At 44.2% G+C, this 13881-nt stretch carries 10 protein-coding genes and 1 tRNA gene; 6 read left to right on the top strand and 5 right to left on the bottom strand.

Annotation, left to right across the window (positions count from 1 at the left end):
- Nucleotides 1-23: 23 nt before the first annotated feature.
- The 4 genes from fsa (at nucleotide 24) to QEP06_RS02515 (ending at nucleotide 2333) form a co-directional block, all read left to right on the top strand.
- On the top strand, nucleotides 24-677 hold the full coding sequence (fsa, locus tag QEP06_RS02500; RefSeq protein ID WP_251833223.1) for a fructose-6-phosphate aldolase: 654 nt from the start codon (nucleotides 24-26) through the stop codon (nucleotides 675-677).
- 141 nt (nucleotides 678-818) lie between these two features.
- A complete protein-coding gene (locus QEP06_RS02505) occupies nucleotides 819-1451 on the top strand; it encodes an NAD(P)H-dependent oxidoreductase (RefSeq protein WP_285268931.1) in 633 nt (210 codons plus the stop codon).
- 19 nt (nucleotides 1452-1470) lie between these two features.
- Nucleotides 1471-1905 (top strand): MarR family winged helix-turn-helix transcriptional regulator, encoded by a 435-nt coding sequence (locus QEP06_RS02510; protein WP_251833221.1) that lies wholly within the window; start codon nucleotides 1471-1473, stop codon nucleotides 1903-1905.
- 5 nt (nucleotides 1906-1910) lie between these two features.
- Nucleotides 1911-2333 (top strand): organic hydroperoxide resistance protein, encoded by a 423-nt coding sequence (locus QEP06_RS02515; protein WP_285268932.1) that lies wholly within the window; start codon nucleotides 1911-1913, stop codon nucleotides 2331-2333.
- Nucleotides 2334-2409: 76 nt separating this feature from the next.
- Here QEP06_RS02515 and QEP06_RS02520 read toward each other — a convergent pair.
- The 4 genes from QEP06_RS02520 to QEP06_RS02535 all read right to left on the bottom strand — a co-directional run bounded on the left by QEP06_RS02520 (nucleotide 2410) and on the right by QEP06_RS02535 (nucleotide 11002).
- Nucleotides 2410-2483, bottom strand: a tRNA-Arg gene (locus QEP06_RS02520).
- A 22-nt stretch (nucleotides 2484-2505) separates the two neighbouring features.
- Nucleotides 2506-4284 carry a TonB-dependent receptor gene (locus QEP06_RS02525; protein WP_285268933.1) on the bottom strand — a complete coding sequence of 593 codons (1779 nt, stop codon included), beginning with the start codon at nucleotides 4282-4284 and terminating at the stop codon, nucleotides 2506-2508.
- 48 nt (nucleotides 4285-4332) lie between these two features.
- Nucleotides 4333-7293 (bottom strand): tetratricopeptide repeat protein, encoded by a 2961-nt coding sequence (locus QEP06_RS02530; protein WP_285268934.1) that lies wholly within the window; start codon nucleotides 7291-7293, stop codon nucleotides 4333-4335.
- A gap of 160 nt (nucleotides 7294-7453) precedes the next feature.
- On the bottom strand, nucleotides 7454-11002 hold the full coding sequence (locus QEP06_RS02535) for a T9SS type B sorting domain-containing protein (RefSeq protein ID WP_285268935.1): 3549 nt from the start codon (nucleotides 11000-11002) through the stop codon (nucleotides 7454-7456).
- 130 nt (nucleotides 11003-11132) lie between these two features.
- Between QEP06_RS02535 and QEP06_RS02540 the strand changes: the two genes are divergently transcribed.
- Both QEP06_RS02540 and QEP06_RS02545 read left to right on the top strand, forming a co-directional pair.
- Nucleotides 11133-12821, top strand: coding sequence for an amino acid permease (locus tag QEP06_RS02540; RefSeq protein ID WP_285268936.1), 1689 nt, complete (start codon nucleotides 11133-11135; stop codon nucleotides 12819-12821).
- A gap of 7 nt (nucleotides 12822-12828) precedes the next feature.
- Complete coding sequence (locus tag QEP06_RS02545; protein WP_285268937.1) at nucleotides 12829-13140, top strand: Mpo1-like protein; 312 nt, start codon at nucleotides 12829-12831, stop codon at nucleotides 13138-13140.
- Nucleotides 13141-13172: 32 nt separating this feature from the next.
- Here the strand turns inward: QEP06_RS02545 and QEP06_RS02550 are convergent, their stop codons facing one another.
- Complete coding sequence (locus QEP06_RS02550) at nucleotides 13173-13847, bottom strand: hypothetical protein (protein ID WP_285268938.1); 675 nt, start codon at nucleotides 13845-13847, stop codon at nucleotides 13173-13175.
- Nucleotides 13848-13881: the final 34 nt, after the last annotated feature.

Here is a 13881-nt window from a genome sequence, read left to right on the forward strand (position 1 = left end):
TCTTTGCCCAAACAATTTTTAATATGAAGTTTTTCATCGACACGGCCAATCTCGATCAGATCAGAGAAGCACAGGACCTCGGAATTTTAGACGGCGTAACCACCAATCCATCACTGATGGCCAAAGAAGGCATCAGCGGCAAGGAAGCAATCCTTACACATTATAAAACCATCTGTGAGATTGCAGACGGCGATATTTCAGCGGAAGTTCTTAGTACAACCTACGAAGAAATGATTGCGGAGGGTGATGAACTGGCCGCCATTCACCCAAACATCGTGGTAAAGATCCCGATGATCAAAGACGGCATCAAAGCGCTCAAATATTTTTCAGACAAAGGCATCAAGACCAACTGTACGCTGATTTTCTCTGCCGGACAGGCTTTGCTGGCCGCTAAAGCAGGTGCAACCTACGTTTCACCTTTCCTTGGAAGACTTGATGATATTTCGGTTGACGGCCTGAACCTGATTGAGGAAATCCGGATTATTTTTGATAACTATATGTTCGATACTGAAATCCTCGCCGCCTCTATCCGTTCGCCCATGCACATCATCAACTGTGCAAAAATTGGCGCAGATGTAGTGACTTCACCGCTTGGATCTATTTTAAATTTACTCAAACACCCTTTGACAGACTCCGGTCTGGCGCAGTTTGTAGCTGACGCGAAGAAAATGGGTTAACGATATTTTTACTTATATGAGACCGTTTGCTGACCGCAAGCGGTTTTTTTCTGCTTTAATACTAAACAATTTTAAGCAATCATATTGTACGCAATATAATTTTGCGTATCTTTGATGTCAGAAAATTAAAACAAAAGCAATATGTCTTTAATAGAAAACTTAAAATGGCGCCACGCCGTGAAAGCTTACGATTCAACAAAAAAGGTAAGCGAAGAAGATTTAAATAAAATTTTAGAAGCTAGCCGCCTGGCACCTACCTCTTCAGGCCTTCAGCCTTTCCGTGTGATTTTGGTGGAAAATCAGGAACTGAAAGAGAAATTGGTACCCGGAGCATTGAATCCGGAAGTGATGCGCGACTGTTCGCACGTCCTCGTCTTTGCAGCATGGGACAGCTACTCCGCGGAAAAAATTGATAAAGTGTACGATTACCACACCGATGTCCGTGGGTTACCAAGAGGACGCTTCAGCAGTTACACAGACCAGCTTAAAGTAATTTATGGTGCGCAGACAGCCGAAGAAAACTTCGCGCATACGGCCAGACAAACTTATATCGCATTAGGTTTGGCGATGGCGCAGGCTGCGGAACTGAAGATCGACAGTACACCTGCGGAAGGTTTCAGTACCGAAGTGGTGGATGAAGTGCTTGGTTTAAAAGAACTTGGGCTGAAAAGCGTTACTTTGCTCTATCTTGGCTACAGGCATGCCGAAAACGACTGGCTCTCAAACATGAAAAAAGTACGGATTCCAATGGAGGAATTTGTAATTACCAAATAATTTATTAAAATTCTTCACCATGGATCAACCGGATACGCCGAAAATTGAAAACCAGCTTTGCTTTCCGTTTTACGTGATCGCCAAAGAAATCACGGGCATGTACCGTCCTTTTCTGGAAGAGCTTGATATCACCTATTCGCAGTATCTGGTGATGATGGTTTTGTGGGAATATGAGCGCCTTACCGTAAACCAGATCGGTGAAAAACTGTATCTGGACAGCGGCACACTTACACCACTGCTCAAAAGGCTGGAAGCCAAGAACTACATCGTGAGGCACCGTAAAAAGGAAGATGAACGTGTGGTGGAAGTTTTTTTGACGGAGGAAGGAAACTTGCTGCAGAAAAAAGCATGTGTTATTCCCGGAAAGATGCAGCAAAAGCTGAATCTATCCGCTGAAGAACTCAGTACGCTGAAAGAGACACTGAACAAATTATTAAACAAAATCGAAAATTAAAAGATATGAAAACATTGTATACGACAAGCGTTACTGCAAAAGGCGGCCGCGACGGACATGTAAAAAGTGAGAATGGAATTCTCGAACTTGATGTCAGAACTCCAAAAGCACTCGGCGGCAAAAGCGATGACTTTGCCAACCCCGAAATGCTGTTTGCGGCAGGCTACGCCGCGTGTTTTGACAGTGCGCTGAATCTGATGATAAGCAAATCCAAAACTGAAACCGGCGAAACCACGGTTACTGCCGAAGTAAGCATCGGGCAGATTGAAAACGGTGGATTCGGCCTGGCTGTACAGCTGAACGTGAACGTTCCGGGCGTATCGCAGGAGGAAGCTGAGTCTTTGGTAGAAAAAGCCCATCAGGTGTGTCCCTACTCCAACGCGACGCGGAATAACATCGATGTAACGCTGAACGTAACGAATAACTAAGGTGGATACACACAATTGAGCTTTGAAAGACGTAAAATGAAAAGCGGCAAACTGTAAAAAGTTTGCCGCTTTTTTGTGACCCGGAAGGGACTCGAACCCCTAACCCTCAGAGCCGAAATCTGATATTCTATCCAATTGAACTACCGAGCCATTAGTAGCATTTCGCTACGCTTTAGAAACTGATCTTCACGCCTCCCAGTATCTGTGCTCCCAAAACTTTATAACCTTTGAAAGTTTGATAGTTGCTGTTCAGCAGATTGTTTCCGAGTGCGAAAATACTGAAATTTTTGTGAACTCGGTACTCCGCAGATAAATTTAAATCGGCATAACCGCCAACTTTATCATCGTTGTTTTCAGTCGAAATAAACACGTTCGGCTGGCTTCCGCTTTCCCTGATTTCAAACGAATTGGTTGTCAGGTCGGTAGAGAAAACAGCATTGGCGCCAAGGTGCAGTTTCTTGTTCAGCATCGAATATTTTGCACCGATCCCGGCTTTCAGCAAGGGCACATTATAGATATGCTCATAGTTCTCAAGATCGTATTTGGTAAACTGTGCTTCTGCATCAAGCGTAAGGTTGGCCAGCGGAAAATACTGTACACTCGCCTTCACCTCGCTCACATTTCCGTTGTCGTACACCGCGGAAAAAGAATTCGCATAATCGTAAGTCGCGCGGTTCCCCGAAACCGACGTATCAAACAGATCATTCGCACGGAAGAATACCATATCGTTGATCTTGCCGAAACCTGCACGGAAATCGTATTTAATCTGTTGGTCTATGTCACCACGAAGACCTACATAACCTTTGTATTTCGTTTCCGTCGGTCGCAGTTGCTGGTCAGAAAGCAGATAAGGATTGGTCTCAAGGAGATTCGCGAACGAATTCAATTGCAGGCCGCCCGTCACACCGGCATAAAACTTAAACTCATCAGCAGCCGCAAACTGAAGTTCAGCTTTTGGGAACCAATAGGTCCTGTTTTCCTGCACCTGATCAGTAGTGGCAGTGGCATTTTTAGCATTTAAAAATGAAAAATCCGAACCGAACATTAGGTAACTTTCGCCGTTGAAGAAGGTAACCTGTGGCGCCACGGTCGCATTTAAAAATTTAGAAGAATTCTCCTGCAAAATGGCGAAATCTGTATTTAAAGTTTCAAGGTTCAGCCCTAAATCTGCATTCAACACCACATCATTCCCAACCGGAAGCTCTACACCGTGCTTTGAAAGATTGACCCTGATCTCTGCCTGAGATTCTTTTGCATTGAAATAATCGCCCAAAAACGAAGTTTTAAGCCGGACGTCATTTAATATTTCGTTGCTGTAAAAGTCGTAGTAGCCGTTTACTTTGAAGCGGTTGGTTCTCTGCTTAAGATCGGTGTCTGCGTCTGGCTGCAATGCGTAAATTCCGTAAAGGTTATAATCGTTCAGGCCGTAATCTGCGATTACATTGAATTTGCCTTTTTCACCGTTTGCATTCAGATAAGCCGCCACATTGCCGACGTTTTGTTTAGAATTCCACGGATATTCTTTTTTGAGCCCGGAAGTTGAAAGTACATGGAAATCTGCGCCCACCTCTATTTCGTTTTCAAGCTTTGTCCCGATATTTCCGTCGGCCAGTATGCGACCGAAATTTCCCATTCCCAACTGGAAATAATTGTTCAGGTTCTCCGCCTCGAATTTGGGTGAAATGTCTTCGCCCTGTATAGTTGACGTCTTGAAATCTGACGCCGCCGGCACGTCGGTGACCGTATACCGCAGGTTCAGCGAGTCTTCAATCTTCTTTTCTCGCGGCGGATAGTTTTTTTCGGCTTCTACAGAAGTTTTCTTCTTTTCTATTTTCTTGATTTCCGGTTCACGCTTGCGGTCCAGGATAAGTTGTTCTTCTTTGATTTGCGCAAAGGCACTCTGAGAAAAACCGATCATTAGGAGTGAAAATATGGGGATTCTGAAATTCATGTTTTCTTTTTGAGATTAGCTAAAATTGACTTTTAGGAATTTTGGACACTACTTGATTTGTTTTTTCACCTCTTTGGCTTCGGCCACAATCTCCGGGAAATCCTGATAATTCGCGATGATTTGGTCTACCGTGTAGCTCGCCTGGTACTTGTCTTTGAGGCCGGTGTAGTTTCGGGCCATAAGAATAAGCGATTTTGCACCCCAATATTCCTCTGAGGCGTAGTTATTAGCCAATTTGAAAATAGTTTCGTTTGAGTTTTTAAAGGCTTTGGCCTTATTCTGATAAAATGCTTTTGCATAAAGTGCCTCCGCCGCCACTTCCGTATTCGACGACTTTTCAAGCGCCGAATAAGCCGTTTTCGCCTCATTGTCGCGGCCTTTGTTCATCAGGCTGCGCGCTTTGATGACACGCGCCTGCTCTGTCACGGATGCCGGATTTTTGGTATTTGCCAACACATTATCCGCGAATTTTTCGGCTTGTGCAAAGTTCTTCTCTTCGGCAAAAATCTTCATCAGTTCAATATTTGCGAAATTCTTCAAATTCGAATTGGTAGAATTTGCCAGCGGTTCGAGGAATTTCTTAGCTTCTGCCGTATTGTTTTGCTCCAGATAAATTTGCGCCAAACGTGTCTGGGCATCCTGCTGATAGTCATTCTGCACGTTTGCCACTTCCTGCAGTACCAAGAGTGCTTTCGATGCGTTTTGGGTCTGGTAATAGCTCTCGCCCAATTCATACTGAGCCTGATAAAGCCCGTCACCGGTTGGGTTTTGCGTCAGATAACGCTCATAAAGCGGAATGGCTTTGGCGTAATCTTTTGCTGCATAATAGTTTTTAGCAGTAGTCAGGTTGATTTCATCGAGTTCCCTCGCATCGATCCGTACACCTACACTTTTAGCAAAACTTTCGTAACCTTTAATGTCGCCGTTTTTAATGAAAATCGGACGCGAGGCCTGCACGATCTTACTTGCATACGCGGTGTTGCGGTATTGGTTGGCCAGCGATTTCAGCTCAGCCAAAGCTTTTTCTGTCTGGTTTTGGTCGATGTAATTCTGCGCACGGTAGATTTGAGCATTCGCGACCAGATCCTTGTCCGGACTGTTTTTGATAACCTGCGAAAAGTAATCGTTTGAGCTGCTGTAATCGTCATTCGCGGCATAGGCGGTCGCTATTTCGTATTGCGCATCGTCGGTATATTCAGAATTTTTAAACTGAACAAGCAGTTTTTTAAGTTCGGAAATCTTCGCCTCTGTATCACCTTTGAAACCAAGCGCCATCGCTTTCTGGAATAAGGTGTAATCGTCCGCATTCTCGGTCTTTTCATAGATTGAGATGGCCTCATTCAGCTGATTATCTGCATAGTAGGTATCCGCCAAACGCAGCTCCGCATCATTCTTGAAGTCAGCTTTTGGGTTCTTCAGATATTCCTCGAAATACTGTTTGGCCTGTGAGAACTTTTTAGATTTAAAATAAGCATATCCCAAATCATAACTAAGCTGCTGCTTCTCCGGGAAGTTTTCATTCGCAATCCTTTCATAACGCACGATAGCGGAAGGATAATTGCCTTTCTGGTAGTAGGTTTGGGCCAGCCAATAGGTAGCGCGCGTATTGAATTCTTTATTGATATTGAATTCCAGACTGCGCAGGAAATAGCGTTCGGCCGCATCAAAATTACCTTTGTTAAATTCTTCAGTCCCGACTAAAAACGAAACTTCCTGATCGATTTTATTGAGCTCAGGCGTAGAATTCGGCATTTTATCGATTGCGCTCAGCGTGCCTTTGTAATCGCCCGAATACAGATAAGATTTTACGAGCAGAGACCTCATTTCGGCAGCCTCCGCACTTTTCGGATATTTATTGATGTAATTCTGGATGACTACCGGTGCCGACTCAAACGGGTTTCCGACATCGTAGCTAAGCTTTGCGTACTGAACGTGCGCCAACTGCTGAACTTTCGGATCATAACTCATTTGGTTCGCCGAACGGAAAGCCGACAGCGCTTCCTGCTTTTTGCCCACGGCCAGATACGCGTTACCCAATTGATAATACGCATTCTGGGAAACCGATGAATTACTGTTAATCAGTCGGTTGTAGTAGGATACCGCTTCATCATATCTTTTAAGCTGAGCCGAGACAAAACCCATTTCATAAAGGTCACTTTCAGATGGTTCAGACTTGCTTTCAAGATAGTTTTTAAGATGTGGATACGCCGATTCATAATCACCTTTCATGAAATAACTTTCCCCGATAATCTTGTGAACTTCGGCTTTATAGTCAGCTGAAATAGACTCGCCAAGCAGTGAATTCCCTTCCTCGATCGCGCGGTCAAAATCCTTATCGTTAAAATACATCTGCACGTAGTAAGGCTTTACAAGTCGCGCATATTTTTGGTCTGCCTTGATTTGGTCAAAGAACGAAAACGCTTTTTCATTCTGGCGGTCCGCGTAATAAAGATGGCCAAGCATGTACGCAATATCCTTTTGGTCACTGCCCTGCGCATTTTTGTACGCTTCTTCCAGGGCTTCTATTGCACCGCGCGAATCGCCGGTCATGAATTTGGCATAACCCAATTTCATCACATACTGCGTATTCTCCTCCTTTGAAAGCTGGTATTGATTAACATTATTTAATGTTTCAAGGGCTTTATCGAAATCTTTCTGCGTCAGATAATAATCGGCCAACGGCAAATTCGCCTGTGCAAAATAAGCGGAGTTCGGATATTCTTTAATGAAGGCTTCCAGACCTTCTTCCGCATGGTTTTTCCGGAGGATGACGCCAATAACATTATCAAAGAACTGCGCAGCTTCTTTTCGCGACTGTGAAAGGTTTTCATTGTAAAAATATTGCCGTGCATATTCGAACTGCGCGGCGCCATAAATTTTGTTCTGATAAAGATTCTCAGCGAGACCAAAGCGGTAATTTTCGCGGTCGCTGAAGAATTGGGATTGTTGTGCTTCGGAAAGGCCGTAAGTAAAAAGAGCGGCCGCAATAAGAATTTTTTTTGATTTCATTGAATCCTGGATTTCGTGGAGTTTCTGCGGATTGCGTTTCCACTATCAATCAACGAAAATATAAAAAACTTATTGCCTGCACAAACGCGTAAAGTGCCTGCGAAAGCACTTTACATGAATATTTAAGCATTATTTTCTGCTAAAAAGTAGCGCGGCTAAATCAGTTTCTGTTTTTAAGTAAAATCCAGCCCTGGCGCTGCTCGGCTTTCTGCGTCACTGCGTCGTAGAAAGTGAGCGTGTACCAATAGGTAGACGAAGGTACTTTTCGGCCGCCCGAGGTACCGTCCCACTCCACTTTGTCTTTATTTTGGGATTCGAAGACTTTGTTTCCAAAACGGTCGACGATCACCAGCGAAACATTCTCCATTTTATCGAGGTTCTCAATCTTCCAAACGTCATTTTTTCCGTCGCCGTTCGGCGTGAACGCGTTATGGATCTTGATGAAATAAACCGTTTTTGGAGGCCCAAAACAACCTGTGGCAGACTGTACCTGGATTTCATAATACGGCGCTGTAGGATTCATCAAAATATTCGAAGGTTGCTGAATGCCGTTAAAATAGTATCGGTACGGCTGCGCACCACCGCTTGCCACCACCTCAATTGAGTTTGAAGTTTGGTTTACCACCTCGATTTTTGGTTGGTTTTCATCTGAAATGATGAAACTGTGCGTGTACGGACAGCCATTCGGGCCGTTTTTAAGCACAACCGAATAAGTTCCGGGCGCTGTGAAATGGGCAATTTGGGTTGTTTGGCCGTCGCTCCAGCTGAAAATGCTGTTTTCAGGACCGGCATCGATTGCCAGAGTTTCACCATAACAGATGAAATATTTGTCAACCAAAGTGCTGGAAGGTACCGGCGTCTTCACCTTTAAATGGATCTTTGCCGATACCGGACACTGCCCGGGAGAAGTGATCCGCACATATACCGTCTGTGCAAGCGGAGTTTCGTTGGTGAAATTCGACGGAATGTTTTCGGTGAACGCGGCATCTTTAAAATATTCAAATACCGCTGCAGGATCCCCTGAAAAATCCGCTTTCTTTGAATCTAAATTGAATGAAGTCTTGCCATCAAAGTCTCCGTCACATAATTCGTAGTCTGTTCCATTGCTCAAAATTGCCGTGGGCGTTCCCTGTGCAAAAGTGATGGACTGAAGATCTGAGACGCAACCGGTGCTGTTGTTTTTAATATAGAAGCGCACAATCAGCGGTAGTGTAGCCAAATTAAAGCTGTTCGGAAGCGGGTTGCCAAATTCATCAGTGAAAGTGTGCTGTGACTCATTTGCGATGGCTTTATCTTTAAAATCCTGCAATGCATAGGTGGTCTCGCCACAAACCGGGATTTGGGAAATGAGCGATACAGGTTTCGGATTATAATTTAAATTAAAACTCACCACGTCACTGCAAGTGGGATTGTACACAACCTTGATGTATGGAGCCGCGCCATAAACTGATTCATCGTAGGCTGCAACCTGCGCCGCGGTAAGTAAGGCGCCGGAAGGACTATAATACTGCAGCGTTACCGTCACCGCAGAATCCGCATTTACAAGATCCGAAACGTTCTGCGTCAGATCGAAAACCGTATTTCCCTGACAGTTTGTAAGCGAGACATTACTTTTAAGCAATGTAGGTTTGCTGTATACCAAAAAAGAAATATCGGGATTGTTTTGGGCAACACATCCCGTCACATTATTAACTACTCTAATGTACAAAGTCGTAGTTCCTATACCGCCACGAAAATTGAGGGAAACAGGACTGTTACCCGATTGCGCATCCTGTAAACTCCGATGGAAACTTACAGTAACATTCGGATCTGCGTTGATTTCCGGAATCAGCGAGGCCAGATCAAAGGTTTCGGTACCATTTGCGCATTGGGGCGGAAGCTGCGTTGCAGGTGTATTCGCCTGAACCGGCGGATGAAAATCAAAATTCAACTTCACGATGCTTTGGCAGGTGAAATTTGGGTCGGTAATTTTAACCCAAACACTTACGTTTGTCTGTGGATTGACCGGTGATGCACTAAAAGTAGTGCCGTCCGTCGAAAACTGAATCTGAAATGTGGAACCGGTGAAAAATTCAGCTTTAAACTGCGCGGCTGTATAAGAACTTACATCATCACAAAGTTTTGAAGTTGTATAGGTTTTATTGTTTGGCGGAAAAGACAGGTAGGCGATGCTGAAATTTTTAGTGAAAGTACAAAAAGGACTTACGCCGGCATTCGTGGTTACTTTAATGCTGAAAAGTTTGGTTTGACCGGAAAGCACAGTGGCCGTTGTAATCGGTGTTGAAGATCCGGCTTCGAAATATTCGATGGTATAATCGCTGCCAATAGGATATCCGGTGACCGTGGCAAGATCAAAAACACGCGATGGTTGGTCTGCATTATCACAGAATTTAAGCGTTTGGTCCTCGTGCACGAATATCGGCAGACTTGAGGAGATATTCACAACCTGGCTCGCAGATTTTACAATACACGTGCCGGCTGTATTCCTCACCTGAACATAATAGCTACCGTTTCCGACCAGAATGCTGGTGCCGGTTTGGCTGAAACCCGCATCAGTATCAGAGCGCCATTCGTATACGAGATTCGGGTCCGGACTTATGACGTGAAGTTCCGCAGGGCTGCCACAACCAGTTGCATAATTTGGTGCGGAAATCTGCGGGTTTTGCAGTAGATTGAATTTCACCTGATCCGATGCCACAGCACCCACCTGCGTACCGCTGGGATCATGATAGGTGACGTCAATTCTGAGGATATCGCCTGCATTCGGCGTGAAATTATTTAAAGTATCGCCGTTTTCGCCCGGGATTTGAACACCATTCCGGAACCATTTAAATTGAGGCGTAAGGTTCTGTGACGGTGTAAGAACCCAGGATTTGGCGCCGTTATCACTCCATTTTCCGTTGTTATATGGTGACGTGGGTCCTGAATCCGGCGGCCATCGGCCAAGTGTTCCATCCTCATTCTGCACGCCGATAATGGCATTTTTAGAGGAATCTGCTTTCACTACTCTGATGATGATGCTGTTATCCGCAAATATCACCACTTGGCTCGTAATAGTCGCGCTGTAACCGCCAGCCGCAGTTCTCTCCAGCACCTTGTCAAAACTGATGCTGAGACCCGCCACACCATTATAAGTTACGTTGCCGTATTTTAACTTGTCATAATAGTTCGGGTCATAATATCCGATATCTGTATATCCAAAGAAGATCTGCGCGAAATTGAGCGATCGCGTAAAGTCATTGGAATCAATCTGATTATAAGCGTCATTCGGAATTTTGATGTTCGTTGAAGTGGCATCGTTACCAGAATGCATTTTGTCTACATACCGGCTGGTGTGAAGGTTGGCGAAGTCGGTTCCGGATCCGAAAAGCAGCCTGCCATTAGAACCCACCACGAGCTCTGTATACTGCTTACCGTAAAATTCAAAGGTAAAAGGTATCGGAATCGGACGGCTGAAATGATCATTTCCAACCTTATTGCTGAAAGGTATATTGTTCGCTGGCGGTGTTATCGTTATTTGTGGCTGAGTAATAGAATAATCGCCCGTTGAAGTGGCTACTGCATCCACCTTCAGATTAAATTTCTCTCCCGTGCAAAAGTACTGCTCAGCGCCATATGCAGGACCGGAAGGCGGCGTGTACAGACTTACAGACTGCGCATAGCCCAACACGCTGCAAAACGCGATCAGTACTGTATAAATTTTCTTCATCAATAGAAATTTGACCAAAAATACTGTTTTATTTAAAAACCGCGTCGCTGCGCTTTTTCGTATGGCGGTTTTAATAATTTTTAACACTTTCTTAATTTTTCTGCTAAATTTGTCAAAAACAAACTTGAGTATGAATCAGCTTTTCAGAAGAAAGCACTACAACGAAAGTGACCAGCCCTCGGGCCTTCTCCGCGTTTTGGGTGTTTGGGATATCGTATTTTTCGGCATAGCGGCAATCATCGGTGCGGGCAGTTTCAGCAGCCTGGGCGAAGCCATTTTCAGGGGCGGTCCGGGTGTCATCATTCTGTATCTGATCTGCGGCTTCGCGTGTGGATTTACCGCACTTTGCTACGCCGAATTTGCAAGCAGAATCCCAACAGCGGGTTCTGCCTATACTTATGCCTACGCCAGTTTTGGTGAGTTGATTGCCTGGATCATCGGTTGGGCACTGATTATGGAATATTCATTTGGAAATATTTACGTCGCATTTTCCTGGAGTGATTATTTCACGAGTTTTATGGAACGTATCGGCATTCATATCCCCGATTATCTGAGCTGCAGCTATACCGAGGCTAAAAAAGCGGTTTTGGGTGGCTCGGAAAACAAAGAACTTCTGAACGCGTGGGCAAGCGCTCCTGTAGTCGGAAACCTGAAAATCATTTTCGATTTGCCCGCGCTGGTAATCAACGGGCTCATCACATGGCTTTGCTATGTGGGCGTAAAAGAATCGAAAAATTTTAACAACATTTTCGTACTACTGAAACTGTTTATCATTCTACTTGTAATTGCTGTGGGTATCGCGTATATCAATACAGACAACTGGTTTCCGGTAAGCGCGGTAACCGGCGAATCATCCTTCATGCCGACCGGCTTCTCCGGCGTGATGAGTGCAGTTTCGGGTGTTTTCTTTGCCTATATCGGGTTTGATGCATTGAGTGTACTTTCTGAAGAAACCAAGAATCCGCAGAAAAATCTGCCACGCGGAATGATCTTCTCACTCGTTTTCTGCACGATAATTTATATCATTCTTACACTCGTTCTCACCGGAATGATTGATTACCGCAGATTTGACGGTGTGGGAGACCCGCTTTCCTTTATATTTGAAACTTCTAATGCCAATATTCCGTGGATGGAATTTGTAGTTTCACTCGGCGCGATAGTAGCAATCACGACGGTTTTATTGGTTTTCCAGATGGGCCAGCCCCGAATCTGGTATGCAATGAGCCGTGACGGCCTGATGCCGAAAAAATTCATGGAAATTCATCCAAAACACAAAACACCGTCCTTCGCTACCATCATTACCGGTCTCGTAGTGGGTGTTCCGATCCTTTTTACTGACAAATCATTCATACTTGATTTCACCAGCATCGGGACGATCTTTGCCTTTGTGCTTGTTTGCGGCGGTGTGCTGCTGCTTCCGGCGAAGGAAAAACTGAAAGGAAGATTTCATTTGCCGTACATCAATGCGCGCTTTATTTTTCCGGTATTTATCCTCGGTGGCCTGGCGTTTTTCTACTTCTGGCAACCGGCTTTCTTTCAGAACCTACTCGATTGGAATGACGTAAATGAAGGCGAGTTCCGCATGTCTGTAACCTTCTTCATCTTAATAAATCTCGTACTCTGCGTGATGGCCTTTGCACGGAATTTATCATTAATTCCGCTCATGGGCCTCAGCTCATGCCTTTATCTGCTTACAGGGATGAGCCACAACAACTGGTTTTGGTTCCTGCTTTGGTTTGGGATTGGTATGATTATTTATTTCTCTTACGGGTTCAAGAACAGCAAACTGAACAAAGAACTCAATGGGGATTTAGATTAAATATTAAATGAAGGAGCGGATCCAAACCTATTCAGAATTTTACACGTACTACCTGGCAGAGCACCGAAAGGTCGGTACGCGCATCTTACACTTTGTGGGAGTACTTGTCATACTGTTTGTATTGGCCTATGTGATTTCAACCGGTAAAGAACGGTTTTTGTGGTATATCCCGATCGTAGGATATGGTTTGCCACTGCTAAGCCATTTTATCTTTGAGCGAAACCGGCCAACTTTTTACAGTTATCCGATGTGGACACTCATCTCAGATTTCAGGATGTCTTATGAACTGATCACGGGAAAACAAAAATTTAAGTTATAAAAAAACTCCCTTGCGGGAGTTTTCTGTTGCTACTATTTATATAATTCTTTTTCGGTCTCTTTTGCACTGTTTAGTGCTTCAGAAATTTTCGAGATTGCATTTTCATAGTTGGGCGGCGTATTCCATTTTCCTTTGATAATGGCGGTTTTCACATTGTCATTCGCAAAATAAAGCGTATTGTCGGAAAGGTTTACGATTCTGTTATCAATATAAGTATAACCCGCGCGGCCGGTCTCAATCATACTGTAATAGCTGATCATCACTCCCCAACTAACGTTCACGAAATTTACTTCATCAATGTTATATTTAGCCTTAAGGTAGCGGAAATCATAGTTCGAATACTTTTTGCCTTCAATTTTGTCGCCTTTGTATTTTTCAGCGGTTTTAGGATCAAAGGAATCAGTAATGATCACCACTTCCTTTCCTTTCGCACGTAGAAGCTCCGAATATATATTAATCAGGTCCTGTTTAGGGTCCAAATTGGTTTTTGCAAGGTCAAGCAGCGGCTGGTACTTATCACCGGAAGTCACTGCCATATCCAGAAGGCCCTGAGATCCTTCGCGGTACTTTTGCGGTTCTGTAACATTTACAAATAATCCTATTCTGGACGGTTTTGAGAAATACTCAGCGCTCATAGGAACCTGAACCTGGCAGGATATCAGAATAAAGAAAATGGCAATCAGCCCAAGAAAATTGATTTTTTTCATTTAAATTATTTTTTGCTAAAACTAAGGAAACTTT

The organism is Kaistella rhinocerotis (genome assembly GCF_030243905.1).
In the GTDB taxonomy this organism is placed as follows: domain Bacteria; phylum Bacteroidota; class Bacteroidia; order Flavobacteriales; family Weeksellaceae; genus Kaistella; species Kaistella rhinocerotis.

What these genes read in the sequence shown, in the direction of transcription:
- fsa (WP_251833223.1), top strand. Translation starts at nt 24, where the DNA reads ATGAAGTTTTTCATCGACACGGCCAATCTCGATCAGATCAGAGAAGCA.
- QEP06_RS02505 (WP_285268931.1), top strand. Translation starts at nt 819, where the DNA reads ATGTCTTTAATAGAAAACTTAAAATGGCGCCACGCCGTGAAAGCTTAC.
- QEP06_RS02510 (WP_251833221.1), top strand. Translation starts at nt 1,471, where the DNA reads ATGGATCAACCGGATACGCCGAAAATTGAAAACCAGCTTTGCTTTCCG.
- QEP06_RS02515 (WP_285268932.1), top strand. Translation starts at nt 1,911, where the DNA reads ATGAAAACATTGTATACGACAAGCGTTACTGCAAAAGGCGGCCGCGAC.
- QEP06_RS02525 (WP_285268933.1), bottom strand. Translation starts at nt 4,284, where the DNA reads ATGAATTTCAGAATCCCCATATTTTCACTCCTAATGATCGGTTTTTCT.
- QEP06_RS02530 (WP_285268934.1), bottom strand. Translation starts at nt 7,293, where the DNA reads ATGAAATCAAAAAAAATTCTTATTGCGGCCGCTCTTTTTACTTACGGC.
- QEP06_RS02535 (WP_285268935.1), bottom strand. Translation starts at nt 11,002, where the DNA reads ATGAAGAAAATTTATACAGTACTGATCGCGTTTTGCAGCGTGTTGGGC.
- QEP06_RS02540 (WP_285268936.1), top strand. Translation starts at nt 11,133, where the DNA reads ATGAATCAGCTTTTCAGAAGAAAGCACTACAACGAAAGTGACCAGCCC.
- QEP06_RS02545 (WP_285268937.1), top strand. Translation starts at nt 12,829, where the DNA reads ATGAAGGAGCGGATCCAAACCTATTCAGAATTTTACACGTACTACCTG.
- QEP06_RS02550 (WP_285268938.1), bottom strand. Translation starts at nt 13,847, where the DNA reads ATGAAAAAAATCAATTTTCTTGGGCTGATTGCCATTTTCTTTATTCTG.